18 protein-coding genes and 1 other RNA gene are annotated in these 16,042 nt (G+C 70.2%); 7 read left to right on the top strand and 12 right to left on the bottom strand.

The window, feature by feature from the left end:
- Positions 1 to 10: 10 nt before the first annotated feature.
- From PYV02_RS11245 to PYV02_RS11230, 4 genes are read right to left on the bottom strand one after another with little or no spacing between them, the layout of a single operon-like run.
- On the bottom strand, positions 11 to 1,582 hold the full coding sequence (locus PYV02_RS11245) for a transporter (RefSeq protein WP_275759115.1): 1,572 nt from the start codon (positions 1,580 to 1,582) through the stop codon (positions 11 to 13).
- On the bottom strand, positions 1,564 to 2,331 hold the full coding sequence (locus PYV02_RS11240) for an ABC transporter ATP-binding protein (protein WP_275759114.1): 768 nt from the start codon (positions 2,329 to 2,331) through the stop codon (positions 1,564 to 1,566). The genes PYV02_RS11245 and PYV02_RS11240 overlap by 19 nt, the downstream gene beginning before the upstream one ends.
- Positions 2,332 to 2,388: 57 nt before the next feature.
- Positions 2,389 to 2,619 carry an anti-sigma factor family protein gene (locus PYV02_RS11235; RefSeq protein ID WP_275759113.1) on the bottom strand — a complete coding sequence of 77 codons (231 nt, stop codon included), beginning with the start codon at positions 2,617 to 2,619 and terminating at the stop codon, positions 2,389 to 2,391.
- A complete protein-coding gene (locus tag PYV02_RS11230; RefSeq protein ID WP_275759112.1) occupies positions 2,616 to 3,233 on the bottom strand; it encodes a sigma-70 family RNA polymerase sigma factor in 618 nt (205 codons plus the stop codon). The genes PYV02_RS11235 and PYV02_RS11230 overlap by 4 nt, the downstream gene beginning before the upstream one ends.
- Before the next feature lie 108 nt (positions 3,234 to 3,341).
- Here PYV02_RS11230 and aroA point away from each other — a divergent pair, with 108 nt between their 5' ends.
- From aroA to PYV02_RS11210, 4 genes are all read left to right on the top strand, one after another.
- Complete coding sequence (aroA, locus tag PYV02_RS11225; RefSeq protein ID WP_275759111.1) at positions 3,342 to 4,730, top strand: 3-phosphoshikimate 1-carboxyvinyltransferase; 1,389 nt, start codon at positions 3,342 to 3,344, stop codon at positions 4,728 to 4,730.
- Between the two features lie 10 nt (positions 4,731 to 4,740).
- Positions 4,741 to 5,790: a ribosome small subunit-dependent GTPase A gene (rsgA, locus tag PYV02_RS11220; protein ID WP_275759110.1), complete on the top strand. Its 1,050-nt coding sequence runs from the start codon at positions 4,741 to 4,743 to the stop codon at positions 5,788 to 5,790.
- Between the two features lie 41 nt (positions 5,791 to 5,831).
- Positions 5,832 to 6,638: a histidinol-phosphatase gene (gene hisN, locus PYV02_RS11215; protein WP_275759109.1), complete on the top strand. Its 807-nt coding sequence runs from the start codon at positions 5,832 to 5,834 to the stop codon at positions 6,636 to 6,638.
- A gap of 97 nt (positions 6,639 to 6,735) precedes the next feature.
- The gene (locus PYV02_RS11210; RefSeq protein ID WP_275759108.1) at positions 6,736 to 7,218 is read left to right on the top strand and encodes a septum formation family protein; all 483 of its coding nucleotides are present in this window, start codon (positions 6,736 to 6,738) and stop codon (positions 7,216 to 7,218) included.
- A 94-nt stretch (positions 7,219 to 7,312) separates the two neighbouring features.
- Here PYV02_RS11210 and ssrA read toward each other — a convergent pair.
- Positions 7,313 to 7,689, bottom strand: a transfer-messenger RNA (tmRNA) gene (gene ssrA, locus PYV02_RS11205).
- 141 nt (positions 7,690 to 7,830) lie between these two features.
- Here ssrA and PYV02_RS11200 point away from each other — a divergent pair.
- Both PYV02_RS11200 and PYV02_RS11195 read left to right on the top strand, forming a co-directional pair.
- Positions 7,831 to 8,778, top strand: a complete 948-nt coding sequence (locus tag PYV02_RS11200) for a Dyp-type peroxidase (RefSeq protein WP_275759107.1) — start codon at positions 7,831 to 7,833, stop codon at positions 8,776 to 8,778.
- A gap of 8 nt (positions 8,779 to 8,786) precedes the next feature.
- Positions 8,787 to 9,467 carry an SIMPL domain-containing protein gene (locus tag PYV02_RS11195; protein WP_275759106.1) on the top strand — a complete coding sequence of 227 codons (681 nt, stop codon included), beginning with the start codon at positions 8,787 to 8,789 and terminating at the stop codon, positions 9,465 to 9,467.
- Positions 9,468 to 9,469: 2 nt separating this feature from the next.
- Here the strand turns inward: PYV02_RS11195 and PYV02_RS11190 are convergent, their stop codons facing one another.
- Both PYV02_RS11190 and PYV02_RS11185 read right to left on the bottom strand, forming a co-directional pair.
- Positions 9,470 to 10,093 (bottom strand): hypothetical protein, encoded by a 624-nt coding sequence (locus tag PYV02_RS11190; protein WP_275759105.1) that lies wholly within the window; start codon positions 10,091 to 10,093, stop codon positions 9,470 to 9,472.
- A gap of 8 nt (positions 10,094 to 10,101) precedes the next feature.
- Positions 10,102 to 10,740: a hypothetical protein gene (locus PYV02_RS11185; protein ID WP_275759104.1), complete on the bottom strand. Its 639-nt coding sequence runs from the start codon at positions 10,738 to 10,740 to the stop codon at positions 10,102 to 10,104.
- A gap of 66 nt (positions 10,741 to 10,806) precedes the next feature.
- On the opposite strand from PYV02_RS11185, the gene PYV02_RS11180 reads away from it, so the two are divergent.
- On the top strand, positions 10,807 to 11,337 hold the full coding sequence (locus PYV02_RS11180; protein WP_275759103.1) for a septum formation family protein: 531 nt from the start codon (positions 10,807 to 10,809) through the stop codon (positions 11,335 to 11,337).
- Positions 11,338 to 11,339: 2 nt separating this feature from the next.
- Here PYV02_RS11180 and smpB read toward each other — a convergent pair whose 3' ends face one another.
- Genes smpB through PYV02_RS11155 form a run of 5 tightly spaced genes read right to left on the bottom strand, consistent with a single transcriptional unit; the run spans position 11,340 to position 16,038 of the window.
- Positions 11,340 to 11,816: an SsrA-binding protein SmpB gene (gene smpB / locus PYV02_RS11175; RefSeq protein ID WP_275759102.1), complete on the bottom strand. Its 477-nt coding sequence runs from the start codon at positions 11,814 to 11,816 to the stop codon at positions 11,340 to 11,342.
- A gap of 42 nt (positions 11,817 to 11,858) precedes the next feature.
- Positions 11,859 to 14,489: an ABC transporter permease gene (locus tag PYV02_RS11170; protein WP_275759101.1), complete on the bottom strand. Its 2,631-nt coding sequence runs from the start codon at positions 14,487 to 14,489 to the stop codon at positions 11,859 to 11,861.
- A 3-nt stretch (positions 14,490 to 14,492) separates the two neighbouring features.
- Entirely contained in the window at positions 14,493 to 15,149 is a 657-nt protein-coding gene (locus tag PYV02_RS11165; protein ID WP_275759100.1) for an ABC transporter ATP-binding protein, read from the bottom strand.
- A gap of 36 nt (positions 15,150 to 15,185) precedes the next feature.
- Positions 15,186 to 15,593 carry a VOC family protein gene (locus PYV02_RS11160; RefSeq protein WP_275759099.1) on the bottom strand — a complete coding sequence of 136 codons (408 nt, stop codon included), beginning with the start codon at positions 15,591 to 15,593 and terminating at the stop codon, positions 15,186 to 15,188.
- Between the two features lie 4 nt (positions 15,594 to 15,597).
- Positions 15,598 to 16,038: a helix-turn-helix transcriptional regulator gene (locus PYV02_RS11155; protein ID WP_275759098.1), complete on the bottom strand. Its 441-nt coding sequence runs from the start codon at positions 16,036 to 16,038 to the stop codon at positions 15,598 to 15,600.
- Positions 16,039 to 16,042: the final 4 nt, after the last annotated feature.

Genomic DNA, 16,042 nt, shown 5'->3' with positions numbered 1-16,042 from the left:
ACGCGCGGCATCACTTCTGGCGCTGCAACTGGCTCAGCAGGTCGGGTCCTCGTCGATCGAGGATCCGACCGCCGACCCGTACGCCGATGACGAGCACCGTGCCGCCGACCAGGAGTGCGACCACGATCGACAGGTAGCCGTAGAGCGCCTGTCCGGTCGCGAACCCGACGATGGCGAGCACGAGTTCTGGCAGCGCGAGCACGAGCAGTGCCGACCAGCAGGCGATCATCGACAGCATCAGGCTGAAACCGCCGCCGGGCTTGGACCTGAACGGGCTCTCGCCGGGCGCCGGCACCGCGAAGGTGAACCAGCCGGAGATGGCCGAGGAGATGCCGAAGCCCGTGAGCAGCACGCCCACCGTGATGCCGAGCAGGCCCGGCAGCAGCGGCCAGGTGCCCGTGACCGCGACGGAGGCCACGGTCAGCAGCAGCGAGACGGGCACGGCGAAGGTCGCGAGCGCGATGACGCGACCAGCGCGGTCAGCCCGCCCGCTCACGCCGGTCTGCAGGTGCAGGGCGAAGGCCGTGTTGTCGTAGGAGACATCGGTGTAGATCGAGAGCGCGAGCAGCGTCGCGACGACCGGACCGACCCAGGTGAGCGCGCCCAGGTTGCCGCCCAGTCCCCCGTAGAAGACGATGAGCAGCGGCACGAGAGGCACGCTGATCAGGGATTGGGCATAGCGCGGATCGCGGATCCAATAGGTGAGCGCCCGGGCGGCGACCGCACCGGTCGGCGTGCCGGGGAACACGTCGAAGAGGCCGGCCCCGCGTCCGCTCCGCGCCGTCGACCGCTCTCGCGCCGGGCGCTCGAGTGCCCTCGCGAGTCCCCAACGCCACAGCAGCACGAAGACGCCGAGCGTCGCGATGCCGATGAGGAACTCGATCCCGGCGCGTCCGAGGTCGCCGGATGCCACGTCGGCGGGCACCGCCCAGATGGCGCCGAACGGCGTGAGCGAGACGATTTCCGCCACCCGCGGCAGCACGTCCGCGACGCCGCGCAGCAGTTCCGTGACCCCCAGGATGATCGGCCCGAGCAGCACGAGCGGGATGATCACCAGCAGCGTCCTGGCCTCGCGGGCCCGGCGGCCGGCGCCGATGCGGCTTGCGAGCGCCACGAGCATCCGTGAGCCGACGACGGCGGTGAGCACGCCGATCGCCGAGCACACGATCGCGGCGAGCGCCGCAAGCGGGTGCAGTATCCAAGTGCCGACGGTGGCGAACGCGGCGAGCGTGGTGATGATGCCGGGGATGCCGAGCACCCCGCTGACCGCAAGGGCCAGCAGCAACGTGTTGATGGGGATCGGGAACGGCGCCAGACGCGCGGGGTCGACGGTCTGGTCGATGCCGGACGTGAGCGCCGGGATCACGGTCCAGCCGAAGATGACCGCGGCGCCGGCGACCACGACGACGGTGCGAGCGAGCTCGATCGGCGCCCAGGCGAGCGCGATCAGACCGGCGACGGCGAGCGCGAGCATCCCCAGGCCGTACAGCCCACCCAGAACGACCGCGACGAGCTGCCAGGGGCTCTTGCGCAGCTGATTGCCCAACAGGGCGAAGCGCAGCCTTACGAGAGTCGCAACCACTCCGGCCCCTCCCCCGTGCGGCGACCGCCGACGAGTTGCACGAAACGGTCTTCGAGCGTCGAGTCGCCGCGCACCTCGTCGGTGGTGCCGGATGCCAGCACCCTGCCCTGCGCGATCACCGCCACGTGGTCGCACATGCGCTGCACCAGGTCCATGACGTGACTTGAGACGATCACCGTGCCGCCGGATGCGACGAAGCCGTGCAGGATGTCGCGGATGTTCGCGGCGGACACCGGGTCCACCGACTCGAAGGGCTCGTCGAGCACGAGCAACTGCGGGGCGTGCACGAGCGCGCAGGCGAGCGCGATCTTCTTGGTCATGCCGGCCGAGTAGTCGACCACGAGCGTGCCTGCGGCGCCCTCGAGGTCGAGCAGCTGCAGCAGGTCGTCGGCGCGCTCGTCGACGACGGCCCGTGGCATCCCGCTCAGCAGACCCGCGTAGGTGATGAGCTGGCGGCCGGTCAGCCGGTCGAAGAGCCGCACCCCGTCGCTGAGGTTGCCGACGAGCCGCTTGGCCGCGACGAGATTGCTCCAGACGTCGAGCCCGTGGATGCTCACCGAGCCCTCATCGGGACGCAGCAGTCCCGTCGCGATCGACAGCGTCGTGGTCTTGCCTGCGCCGTTGGGCCCGACGAGGCCGAAGAACGATCCGCTCGGCACCGTCAGGTCGAGGTGATCCACCGCCACCGTCGCTCCGAATCGCTTGACGAGGCCGCGGATCTCAAGCGCCGGGGCGCCGGTTTCGGGCACGGTGATCTCCTTCGTGCGGTTGGGAGGGGACCCTTCCACACTAGGTGACCGCGAGAGCTAGGCGTTCTCCAGCCGAGTGCGGATCGCGATCAGCAGGTCGTCCGGTGCCTTCTCCTGGCAGGCCTGGCGCACCTTGATGGTGAGCTTGAGGCCGATGAGGTGCTCGTGCGAGCAGTCGTCGCAGCCGGCGAGGTGCTCGCTGATGTCCTCGAAATCCTGCTGGCTGAGCTCGCGGTGCAGATACTCCTCGAGTTCGGCCTTGGCCTTGTCGCAACCGCAGTCGGTCATGTCGTGCTCCCAGGGGTGGCGGCGGGCGCTGCGCCGATGCCGCGCTCGCGTGCGTAGTCGGAGAGGGATTCCCGCAGCAACCGGCGGCCGCGGTGCAGTCGGCTCATCACGGTGCCGACCGGGGTCTTCATGATGTCGGCGATCTCCTGGTAGGAGAACCCCTCCACATCGGCGAAATAGACGGCGAGCCGGAAATCCTCGGGCATCGCCTGCAGCGCGTCCTTCACGACGCTGTCCGGCATGTGGTCGATCGCCTCGGCCTCCGCCGAACGGGTCGACAGCGACTGGGTCACCGACTCGGCTCCGCCGAGCTGCCAGTCCTCGAGATCGTCGATCGTGCCCTGATAGGGGTTGCGCTGGTTCTTGCGGTAGTTGTTGATGAACGTGTTGGTCTGGATGCGGTACAACCAGGCCTTGAGGTTGGTGCCCTGCTGGAATTGACCGAAGGCCTGGAAGGCCTTGACGTAGGTCTCCTGCACCAGGTCCGCGGCATCCGACGGATTGCGCGTCATGCGCATCGCCGCCGCGTAGAGCTGGTCCATGTACGGAAGTGCTTGCTCCTCGAACAGCTCGCGCTTGGCGCGGGCGTCTTCGGAAGCATCATCGATAGCCATCAGCGACAAGTCTAGGTCGCCCGACAGCACAGGCGGCGGGTCGATGACCAGCGTTGCGGTCACGGCGTCCTCCTGTCGACTCGATCACATCCCAGTAGCCTGTAACCGATGGAGATTCGTCAGTATTCCGGGCCGGAGTTCAGCCCCTACCAGGACGACCGTGCCCCGCAGAGCGCCACGGACGGCCCCTGGCGCGCGCCCGTGGCATCCGGGCCGCTCTCGGCGAGGCTCGCGCTGCCCGGCTCCAAGAGCCTCACCAACCGCGAACTGGTGCTCGCGGCGCTCGCGGACGGGCCGTCCGTGCTCCACGCGCCGCTGCACTCGCGCGACACCGACCTCATGGTCGAGGCCCTGCGCGACCTCGGCGTCGACATCGCGGAGGTGCCGACGTCGAGCGACTTCGGCGGCGACCTCGCCGTCACCCCGGCGCCCCTCACCGGCAGCACCTCGATCGACTGCGGCCTCGCCGGCACGGTCATGCGCTTCGTGCCGCCGGTCGCCGCGCTCGCGCTCGGCCCGGTCGCCTTCGACGGGGATGCCGCGGCCCGCCGCCGCCCGATGCGCACCACCATCGACTCCCTGCGCGCCCTCGGGGTGGAGGTCTCCGACGACGGCAGGGGAACGCTGCCGTTCACCCTGTACGGTACGGGTTCGGTGCTCGGCGGCGAGGTCGAGATCGACGCCTCGGCATCGAGCCAGTTCGTCTCCGGCCTGCTGCTGGCCGCACCGCGCTTCACGAACGGCCTGCGACTGCGGCACACCGGCGAGCGACTGCCGAGCCTGCCGCACATCGAGATGACGATCGACTGCCTCGCGGCCCGCGGCGTCGTCGTCGAGACGCCCGAGCCCGGCGTGTGGGTGGTGCCGCCGGCACCGATCCGTGCGGTCGATGTGACCATCGAACCGGACCTCTCGAACGCTGCGCCCTTTCTCGTCGCCGCCCTCGTCGTCGGCGGCAGCGTAGCCATCACCGGCTGGCCGGATCGCACGACCCAGGTCGGCGCGCTGCTGGCGACGCTGCTGCCCCGCTTCGGCGCGAGCGTGGACCTCGACGACGGCGTGCTCACCGTGACGGGCTCCGGCACGATCACCGGGGTCGATCTCGACCTCTCGGCCGGCGGAGAGCTCGCCCCCGCGCTCGTCGCACTCGCGGCCCTCGCGGACTCCCCCAGCCGCATCACCGGCATCGGCCACCTGCGCGGCCATGAGACCGACCGTCTCGCCGCGCTCACCGCGGAACTGAACGCGCTCGGCGGCGACGTGAGGGAACTCGACGACGGCCTCGAGATCCGGCCCCGCCCGCTGCACGCCGGAGCGTGGCGCAGCTACGAGGACCACCGCATGGCCACTGCCGGCGCGATCATCGGCCTCGCCGTCGCGGGCGTCGAGATCGACGACATCGCGACGACGGCGAAGACGCTGCCGCAGTTCCCCGAGCTCTGGGCCGCGATGCTCGCCGGCACGCGACCGACCGTGGATTCGATCGGCATCCTGTGAGCCGACCGTCATGAGCTGGCTCACCGACGTCGAGGACGACGACGAGTGGGGCGAGTACGACGAGTCCGACGCGAAGGTGCGCCCGAATCCGAAGGCGAACAAGCCGCGCAGCAAGACCCGCCCCGAGCACGCGGATGCCGTGCCCGGTCGGGTGTTCAGCGTCGATCGCGGCCGGTACGGGGTGTGGGTGGCCGAGGGCACGCCGGAGGAACGACAGGTCGTCGCGTCCAAGGCGCGGGAGCTCGGCAAGGGCGCCGTCGTCACCGGCGACCGGGTCGACCTCGTCGGCGACGTGAGCGGCGCGGAGGGCTCCCTGGCGCGGATCGTGCGCATCCACCCGCGCGAGACGCTGCTGCGACGCAGTGCCGACGACACGGATGCCGTGGAACGCATCATCGTCGCGAACGCCGACCAGATGCTCATCGTCGTCGCCGCAGCGAACCCGGAGCCGAGGCCGCGGCTCGTCGACCGCTACCTCGTCGCCGCGTTCGACGCGGGCGTGCGGCCGATGATGGTCATCACCAAGACCGATCTGGCCGACCCGGCACCGTTCCTGGCGAACTTCGCCGGACTCGACCTGAGGGTGTTCCTGAGCGCGGCCGGCGAGTTCCCCGTCGCGGAGCTCACGGAGGCGCTCCAGGGCCACACGACGGTCGCCGTGGGCCATTCTGGAGTCGGCAAGTCCACGCTGGTCAACGCGCTCGTGCCCGAGGCCAATCGCGCGATCGGTCGGGTCAACGACGTCACCGGTCGCGGCCGGCACACCTCATCGTCGACGGTGTCGTACCGCATCGGCAGCGGATGGATCGTGGACACACCGGGTGTGCGCTCCTTCGGACTCGGGCATGTCGACCCCGCCAACATCCTGCGCGGCTTCCCCGACCTCGCCGCGCTCGCCGAGCGGTGTCCGCGGGGCTGCACCCACCTGCCGGAAGCCCCGGATTGCGCGATCGTCGAGGCGGTGCAGGCCGGCGAACTCGGCGAGGTCGGGGCGCTGCGCCTGGATTCGTTCCAGCGCCTGATCACCACGCTCGGCTCCGGCGACGAGGGCGGCCGCTGACCGCGCGCTGATCGGTCACCTGGGACCGGTAGCGTGATGGCGTGATCGAGTACACCCCGAGCGACGACCTCTCCCTGGCGCTGGCCCTCGCGGCCGACGCGGACCACATCTCCATCGACCGGTTCCGCGCCGTCGACCTGGAGGTCACGACGAAACCGGATCGCACCCCGGTGACGGATGCCGACCGCGCCGTCGAGCGCCTCATCCGCGACGGCATCGAATCGGCCCGCCCGCACGACGCGATCCTCGGCGAGGAGTACGGCACGCAGGGCGACTCAAACCGGCAGTGGATCATCGACCCGATCGACGGCACCGCGAACTTCCTGCGCGGCGTGCCCATCTGGGGCACCCTCATCGCGTTGGCCGTCGACGGCGAACCGATCGTCGGCGTCGTCAGCGCTCCCGCGCTCGGCAAGCGCTGGTGGGCGGCGACCGGGCACGGCGCGTGGGGGCAGGCAGACGGCGAGGAGGCGCGGCCGCTGAAGGTGAGCGGGGTCGAGCGGTTGGACGACGCATCCCTGAGCTACAACAGCATTCAGGGCTGGGATGGCGCCGGTCGCCTCGACGACCTCGTCGCGCTCTCGCGGGCCGTGTGGCGCGCTCGTGCGATCGGGGACATGTGGAGCTTCATGCTGCTCGCCGAGGGCGCGCTCGACGTGGTCGGCGAGTTCGATCTGCAGCCCTACGACATGGCGGCGCTCATTCCGATCGTCGAGGAGGCCGGAGGCCGGTTCACCTCGGTCGACGGCGAGCGCGGCCCCTGGCACGGCAATGCACTGGCGACCAACGGGGTGCTGCACGACAGTGTGCTCGCGACGCTTGCCGGGGGCGAAGCGTTGCCGAATTGATGCACGCTGTACCGCCGAAGGGGGACGGCTCATTCGCTAGGCTCTCAGGCGAGCAACGCTCCCCCTCACAGCGAGCACCGAAAGAAAGAGATCAGCGATGACCACAACGTTCAAGCGAGCCCTCGCTGCTCTGGCCGTCGGCGCTGCGGGCTTCGCCCTCGCCGGCTGCAGCCTGCTGCCCGGCGCCGGCACCAGCACCGACAACGGCGAGAACGGCGAGACCGTGGACGTGTTCACGATCGCCGTCGGCGACTGCCTCAACGATCAGGACATCGAGGGCGAGGTCAGCGATGTCGTGAAGGTCGACTGCGCTGAGCCTCACGCCTCCGAGGCCTACGCCTCGATCATCATGGAAGACGGCGACTTCCCCGGCGATGCCGTGGTCGAGGAACAGGCCGTCGCAGACTGCACGACCGAGTTCAACTCGTTCGTCGGCGTCGACTATCAGACCTCGGTGCTCGACTTCGCGTATTACTACCCGACGCAGTCGAGCTGGGAGAACGGGGATCGCGAGATCCTGTGCCTCATCGTCGACCCGGCCGGCCCGGTCACCGGCACGCTCAAGGGCGCCGGCCGCTAACCATCGCGCACCGTCCACGGGGGCGCGTCTCATCGGAGGCGCGCCCCCGTCGTCGTTCTCGGTGCGGCGACTCAACAACGCGATAGCGACCTGATGGTGGAGATGGGGGGAATCGAACCCCCGTCCACTGCTGTAATCCTGCGCCTTCTACGGGCGTAGCTCGTACAAGCGTTCTGCTCGGCCCCGACCTTTGCCACGAGCACCCAGGTCGACGGGCCCAGTCTCAGTGCAAGTCCCGCGCGGCCCTGAGACACGACCGCGCAGCAATCCCCCTTGATGACGCCAGTGGCCGGGTAGGGGGCGTTCCCGGACTGACGGACCTGTTGTGCTAGTTGCTGCTAGGCAGCAAGAGCAAGGTCACTGCGCTTGGAATCGGCAGTTATTGTTTTGCAGCCATCGTTTACGAGATAAGGCTGCATCCTCGACCCGCTTCTCGCAGTTTTGCAGGCAATGTCGAAACCGATCATCCCCATGCTTCGCAGCGCCGGACTGGCCAGTGGTGCGGGTCGCTATCGCGCTGTTGAGTTGTCAAACGCCTCCGGGGAGGCAGCCTTCCATTGTACGCCGGACTCGATGCAGACACCAGCACCCGTGCTGCTCTACCCTGGCAGCATGGCAGCACAGCAGGGCGACCGGGTTCCCATCGATCCGCAGAGCGTGGCCGCGCCGCTGACGAGGTCCGCAGTGTTCCTGATCGTGACGATCGGCCCGGGCGACGACGCAGCATCCAGGGTCAAGAACGTGATCGCCGACGTCGGCGGGCTCGTGCGCGCGGTGGGCTTCCGCGATCTCGAGGCGCAGCTCTCCTGCATCGTGGGGATCGGCAGTGCGGCGTGGGATCGGTTCGCGCAGCCGTCGAAACCGCGGCAGCTGCATCCCTTCGCTCCCGTCGTCGGCCGCGCCCACACCGCGGTGTCGACGCCCGGTGACCTGCTCTTCCACATCCGCGCGCAGCGCGAGGACCTGTGCTTCGAGCTCGAACGCCTGCTGCTCGACAAGCTCGGCACCGACGTCACGGTCGTCGACGAGGTGCAGGGCTTCCGATACTTCGATGCGCGGGATCTGCTCGGTTTCGTCGACGGCACCGAGAACCCCACCGGGCAGGCGATGAGCGACGTCACCCTGATCGACGACGACCCCGGATTCGAGGGCGGCAGCTACGTGGTGGTGCAGAAGTACCTGCACGACCTGGCGGCGTGGAACGCGCAGCCGACGAGCATCCAGGAGCACATCATCGGGCGCACCAAGGCCGACAACGTCGAGCTGGATGGCGCGCCCGGCTCGCACAAGGATCTCGCGACGATCACCGACCCCGACGGCACCGAGCACGACATCCTGCGCGACAACATGCCGTTCGGGCGCCCCGGTGCCGGAGAGTTCGGCACCTACTTCATCGGCTACGCCGCCGACCTGTCGGTGATCGAACGGATGCTCACCCGCATGTTCATCGGGGAGCCGCCAGGCGCCCACGATCGCATCCTCGACTTCTCGACCGCGGTCACCGGTTCGGCGTACTTCGTGCCGTCCATGGCTTTGCTCGAGTCGCTCGCCGAGGACTAGGAGACCTCATGGCCGACACCACCATCACCGTGCAGGGCGAGTACTCCGCCTGGTATCCGGCCGAACGCGCGACCGTGCACGTGAGCGTGAGCACCGACGGCCCCAAGCGCGATGCGGTCTTCGAGCGCGCCGTGGCCTCGGCTGCGGTCATCCGCGAGTCCGTGGAGGCGCTCTTCGATAAGAGCGCCGGCCCCGTCACCTGGTGGGCCTCGCAGAGCGTTCGGGTGTGGCCGGAGCGGCCCTGGAACAATGAGGGCAAGCAGCTGCCGATCGTGTTCCACGCCGCCGTGGACTTCACCGTGAAGTTCAAGGACTTCGAGGCGCTGGCCCGCTGGGTGGAGACGGTCTCCGGTATCGACGGCGCGGTCGTCGGCTCGGTCTCGTGGGAGCTCACCGAGGCCACACGCACGAGCGCGACCGCCGAGGTGCGCTCGCGCGCGGTGAAGGATGCCGTCGCGAAGGCGACCGTGTTCGCGAACGCGATCGGGCTGCGCGGTGTCACCGCGGTCGCGATCGCCGATCCCGGGATGCTCGGCGACGGTTCGAGCGGCGGTCCGATGCCCGCCCCGGCGATGGACCGCATGATGGCGGCGCGCGGGTTCGGCGGTGGGGCGGCGCCGCAGCTCGAGCTCAAGCCGGACGAGATCGCCGTGGCATCCGTCGTCGATGCCCGGTTCGTGGCGAGTTAGCCTCAGAAGAGCGTGATCGCGAGCCCGACGAGCAGTGCGAAGCCGGCTCCCCCGGCGAGCCACACAGCGAGCCTGCTACTGACGATCACCCCGGCAACACCGAGCAGGAAGAGCGAGATCGCGAACACGACCGCGGCGAGTGTGAACGTCGTCGCTCGGGCGCTGACCGTGTCGGCCAGGCGATCAGCCTCGTACGAGGCGTATTGCAGGGATTGCGGCACGGCAAACAACGCCGCCTGATAGTCGGGGGCGCTGATCGGCACGAGTTCTTCGGCGAATTCGGACTCCACCCAAGCGTGCCAGGCCACGACGAGTTCGGGACTCGCACTGCCGATCAAGAACTCCTGCTCAGCGGTGACCTCGGCCAGCCGTTCGGGGTAGAGGGTGGTTTCGGCACTGAGGGCGATCGCCTCCAGCAGCTTCGACGTGTCATCTCTCGAGATGAGCTGCGAGGTGAGCGCCTCGGTGAGGTTGCGGTCGCGCAACTGCTGCGAGACGGCGGAGAACTCGGCGGCCTGCTGCGTGAGCGCCGCCGCCTGATACGCCCCGAATGCGGTCGCGACAGAGACCAGGCCGAGGAGGATCGCGATGACGATCTCGAGCCGGTCGCGGGATGTCGTGGTCATGCGCGCTCCTAGAAGGCTGCCGAAGCGAGGGCGAGCCCACCGAGGAAGACGACCATGCCGAGGCCCAGCACGGCGATCCGCACGGGCTGCAGGCGGTTGACCCCCGCGATGCCGAACAGGAAGAGCGCAAGTGCCTGGATGAGTGATGCCTGCGCGAGCACCGAGGACTTCGAACGCATCTCGTCGGAGAACGCCGCCAGCTCGCCCGCCGTGTAGCCATAGGACTGGTAGCGCCCGTCGCGGGCCGCGAGATAGTCGGGATGCCGCAAGGGCTCGATCTGCGCGCTGAAGCCGGACTCCCGCCATGCACCCCACGGTGCGGCAAGGCCTGGGGTCGCACGATTGAGGGAGGCGTTGGCGAGCGTCTCGTTGAGCACGGCTTCGAGTGGATCACTCGTCGTGGACGCGAGCTCGGCATAGCGGCGCGCCTCCGCGCTGGCCTCAGTGTCCACTCGACGGGCGTACTCGGCCAGCACGGACTGGTTGACGCTCACGTCTCGGGCGTCGATCGAGTCCCGTTCGAACTCGTCGGCGACGCCGGTCCAGACCGCGGACTGCAAAGCGCCGAGGGCGGTCACGACCGAGATGAGACCGAGCATCACCGCCGTGACGATCTCCACCGAGTGCGGCGAACGATCGGTGGACATGCGAGCATTCAACCATTCCGCGGCGCGCGTGCTGGAACGGCTCGCGCATCCCGCTAACGTATCGCTGTGACCGCTTCCGAGCCGACCCAGACCGTCACTGCCGACGCCGAGCGCGGGCCACGCTGGGCACGCATCGGCCTCATCGCTGCGGCGGCCGTCGTGGTCGCCATCATCGCGACCGTTGGGTTCCGCGCAGTGCTGGCCAACCCGACGCCAGCGCTTGGGGCGACCGCCGCAGCCGATCTGAAACTCGGATCCTGCCTCGCCGAGGATGGCGTTGACCTCGCGACCTGGACCGTCGTGGACTGCCAGATCGAGCATCCTCAGCAGGTGGTCGCCTCGATGGACCTCTCGGTCGTCACCAACGTCTACAGCGCGTTCAGTGCGATGACCACTATGGCCGAAGAGATCTGCGATCGCTACCTGGAGTACGGCCTGTTCGTGGAGGACTCCGTCGATGCCAAAACCCACGACCTGGTCGGGATCGCCGTGCCGAGCCAGGAGCAATACGAGGCCGGCGACACCATCGCCCTCTGCGCCGTCGTCGCACTCGACGGCTCGGCGCTCACCGGCGACCTCTATCGGCCGATGCCCTAGCCCTAGTCGCCCAGGTTCTTGCGCGCCGAGATCGCGCGATCGGCTTCGCGCTTGTCCTGCCGCTCGCGCAGCGCCTGCCGCTTGTCGTACTCCTTCTTGCCCTTGGCGACCGCGATCTCGACCTTGGCGTTGCCGTCGTTGAAGTAGATCGACAGCGGCACGAGCGTGTAGCCGCCCTCTTTGATCTTGTTGTGGATCTTGAGGATCTGCTCCTTGTGCAGCAGCATCTTGCGCTTGCGACGCGGCGGGTGGTTGTTCCAGGAGCCCTGGTTGAACTCGGGGATGTGCACGGCGTCGAGCCATGCCTCCCCGCCGTCGATGAACCCGTAGCCGTCGACGAGGCTCGCGCGGCCCTGCCGAAGCGACTTGACCTCGGTGCCGGTGAGCACGAGACCCGCCTCGTAGGTGTCCTCGATGAGGTAGTCGTGCCGGGCCTTGCGGTTGCTGGCGACGACCTTCTGGCCGCGTTCCCTGGGCATGGTTGACTCCTCTCGGCGCGTCGGGTCGGGTTGGTGAGCCAATCAGTCTAGCCCGCGCCCGGCGAGCAGCACCACGGCGACGGCGAGCGCCCCGCCGACGACCGCCGCGGCCAGCACGGGTGCCAGCAGGCCCGGCAACTGCACCGCGATGCCCGCGGCGATCCCCAGCCCGACCAGCAGGCCCGGTACCGCCGTGACCGCGAGCTCGGTGCGCAGCATGCGGGCGAGATCGGCGCGGCTCCACCCCATGGCGGTGAGGGCGCGCAGCTGATCACGGGAACGTTCGAGGCTCGCCCGTCGCACGAGCACGGCGAGGGCGACGGCAGCGGCCAGGGCGAGCGCCGCGAGCACGCCCTGCGGCAGCCAGGCCCGCGTGGATGCCGCGACCCCGAGCACGCTCGGCCCCGCCAGCTCCCGCCCCTGCACGAACGCCGCGCACGCCAGGGCGACGCAGACCACGATGACCGTCAGCGCCACCCCGAGGATCGCGCCCGACCCCAGTGCCACGCGCGCCCGGCGCAAACCGAGCGTGCGCGGCGCGTGCACGCCGGTGGAGCGCGGTGCCGGGCGTCGTCCGGATGTGCCGGCCGACCGCATCCCGACGACGCGGGCGTGGGTGACGGCGCGCGAGCCCGCGACGGCCGCGATGAGCGCGGTGACGACGGCGAGCGCGATCGTGAAGCCCACCCCCGCCGCGGCCACGACGGGCACCGTCGCCAGCAGCACGCTCGCGGCGCCGATCACGACCAGCACCCCGAGGGCGATCGCATCCTCCGCGAGGTACCACCGCAGGATCCGGCCGCGACGCCAGCCGATGCAGCGCAGCACGCCCGCGGCATCGCGACGCTGTGGCACGCGGGAGAGCTGCACGACCGCGAGCAGCAGGCCGACGGCGACCACGCACGCGACCAGGAGTGCGACGCTCGTGGCGGAGACCGCGGCATCCGCCCCGACGACCGCACCGAGCCGGGACCAGGGCTGCTCGATGACGCCCAGATCGCCGAGCGGCTGGCGTCCGGCGGCATCGGTCTGCGCGAAGGCGTACCCTGCCACCGTGACGGGCACCGGTTCGGGCGAGGAACCCGCGACGATCGTCGCGGTGTAGCCGAACGACTGCAGTGCGGCGGCCGCCTGCAGCAGGCGCTGCTGCGCCTCCGGCGTGTAGGCGTCGATGCCGGCGACCCGGATGCGGATGGCGGTGATCGGGCGCTGCCCGTCGGTGTCGCCGAGCAGGTCGAAGGTTCCGATCGCGAGCGGGTTCGTGCCCGGCACCCCGAATCCGGTCAACGAGGTCGGGAGGGCGACCCCGTCGAGCGTGGGCGAGGCAAGTTCGTAGCCACCGAGTGGCGCGCGAGCGATCGCGTCGCCGAACACGTCCTCGGCTCGAAACCCGCCGACGATCTCGGTGCCGGCACCGATGCCGTCGATGAGCGCCGGATTCGCGCCGACCGCACCGAACAGCCGTGCGTAGTCGGTGACCGACCCGGTCGGCGCCGCAGTGATCGGCGCCTGCGAGTAGCCGCCGAACCACGCGTAGCCGCGCGGGAGCAGCACTCGGGTTGCCGCCTCGACGCGGTAGTCCCCGCCGAGCACCGAGCGCGGCACGGAGACGGACCGGCCACGCGGCCGCACCTCGACCGCGTCGCCGTCGAGTCCGCCGAGCAGTTGGACGGTCCCGGCGAACGGGTCGAGCAGCGGTGAGCCGTCGAACTCGTACTCAGCGATCGTGACGGCCGAGGGATCGTTCGGAATGCGCGGCGGGATCGCCCCGTTGCCCGACACGCCGGCGTCGGCGCCCAGCACCGGGATCGAGCCCGGTTCGATGCCCTGCAGCCGTTCGACCGTCACGGTCACCTGCAGCGGCGCCTGCGCTCGCTCCTGCACGAGCAGGGGCGAGCGCCCGTCGATGTCGGCGAGCAGGGGGTCGAGGAAGGCGCCGCGATCTCCCAGCAGCTCGCGCTCTGCCGCCGGGTCGACGAGCAGCACGCTCGCGGCCGGGCGGGGGGCGATGGCGAGCCCCATGGCGATCGTGCCCGTCGCCGGATCGTACGCACCGCTGTCCAGTCGCACGGTGCCGTCCGGCGCGAGGAGCGCCGGACCGTCGCCCTCCGGCACCGCGACGACGGCCGGGTCGCCGTCCGGCCCGGCATCGATGACGAGGCTCACCGGCTGGTAGGCGAGGGCGGTGATGCTCTGCTCGGCGAGGTGGCGCTCGCCCGTGGCATCCGTGGTCGTGCTCGCGATCGTGACCCGGAACGCCTCCGGGCGCTCGAGTGACGCCGCCGCGTCCACCGGGATCGGCACCCACGCCGCGGGCGAGCCGACGAGATCGGAGGGCGCCACCGCCACGAGCGCGATGGGCGCCGCGACCTCGACTCCGGGCAGGGAGCGGATGAATGCCAGGTCGTCGAAGCCGAGCCGGCCGGTGCTCGCGTCGACGGTCGCATCGGTGCGCAGCATCCCGTCGTCGACGGGGTTCTTGCCGCCCTGGGTGAGCAGGATGTCGTACGGGCCGCGCCAGCCCTCGTCGAGCGTGGCCCGCAGCACGAGGGCCGCGGTCGATTGCAGTCCGGATGCCGCCACCGCCGTCAACGCGAGCAGCCCGACGGCCAGCACCCGGGGCCGATCGCGCCACAGCCTGCGCCACGCACGCGGGACGGAGGCGCTCGGCATCGTTCAGACCAGGCTCGTGCGAGTGTGGGCCGCGGCGATGAGCCGCTCGTCGTGGGCGGCGACGAGCACGGCCACGCCGCTCGCGGCGAGACCGGCGAGCACCGCGATGACCTCGTCCGCCGATCGACGGTCGAGGCTCGCCGTCGGCTCGTCGACCAGCAGCACCGCCGGCTCGAGCACGAGGGCCCGAGCCAGAGCGACGCGGTGCCGCTCCCCCACGCTGAGCTGGGCCGGTCGGTGGCCGGCGCGCTCGGCGACGCCCAGTCGTTGCAACAGCAGGTCCGCGCGCTCGGCGAGGGCACGGCTGCGCCCGGACGGCACCGCGGGCAACAGCACGTTCTCGAGTGCACTGAGGCCGTCGAGCAGCACGCCGCCCTGATCGAGGTAGCCGATGTGTTCGGCACGACGGGCGGTGACGGCGTCGTCGCCGAGCGCCGAGAGCGACTCCCCGTGCCAGAGCACCTCGCCCTCAGCCGGCCGGTCGAGCCCGGCGGCCACCCGCAGGATGCTGGTCTTGCCGGAGCCGCTGCGACCGGCGAGGCAGTGCAGCTGGCCGGGCTCCAACGCGAGCCGGTACCCCTCGACCACCACGAGGGGCGGTGCGCCCGCGCGGTCGTGGCGGATGGTGACATCCCTGAGCTCGATGACGGGCGCGGCCATGATCCCGTCAGCGTAGCCCGATCCGGGCCGAGTCGGTCAGCTCTGGTTGATGCGCACGTGGTTGCCCGCCGGATCGCGGAATGCGGCGTCGCGGATCCCGTACGGCTGATCAGTGGGCTCCTGGATCACCTCCGCGCCGGCGGCAGCGAGCTGCTCGAAGACGCCGTCGAGCTCGGCGCTGGCGAGCACGATCGTCGCGAACGTGCCCTTGGCCATCATCTCGTCGATGGTGACGCGCTCGTCCTCTGTGATGCCGGGATCCGCGGCGGGCGGGTAGAGCACGATCGAGGTGTCGGGCTGGCCCACCGGGCCGACCGTGATCCAGCGCATGCCGCCGTAGCCGACGTCGTTGCGCACCTCGAAACCGAGCAGGTCGCGATAGAAGGCGATCGCGGCCTCCGGGTCGGTCTGCGGCAGGAAGCTGGAGTGAATCGTGATGTCCATGGCTTCAGGCTAGATCGACGCCGACCGACGGCGCTTCTCGATTCCTGACCGGTCTCGTCACCTGTTTCACCACGCACGATGGCATCTCCACGGGGGCGACGACCTCGCGGTAGACGCTCGGCGGCACCCCGACGAGCTCGGTGAAGCGGCTGCTGAAGCTGCCCAGCGAAGTGCACCCGACGGCCATGCACACTTCGGTGACGGTGAGGTCGCCGCGGCGCAGCAGGGCCATCGCCCGCTCGATGCGCCGCGTCATCAGGTAGCTGTACGGGGGTTCGCCGTAGGCGAGCCGGAACTCACGGCTGAGATGACCGGCCGACATGTTCACGCCGCGCGCGAGCGCCTCGACGTCGAGTGGCTGCGCGTACTCGCGATCGATGCGGTCGCGCACCCGGCGCAGACGCGCAAGGTCGCGCAGGCGCTGATCGCGGGCCGTGGTGCTCACGTGC

The sequence above is a fragment of the Antiquaquibacter metalliresistens genome, from assembly GCF_029211225.1.
In the GTDB taxonomy this organism is placed as follows: domain Bacteria; phylum Actinomycetota; class Actinomycetes; order Actinomycetales; family Microbacteriaceae; genus Rhodoglobus; species Rhodoglobus metalliresistens.
This window is presented reverse-complemented; position numbering and strand designations above follow the sequence as displayed.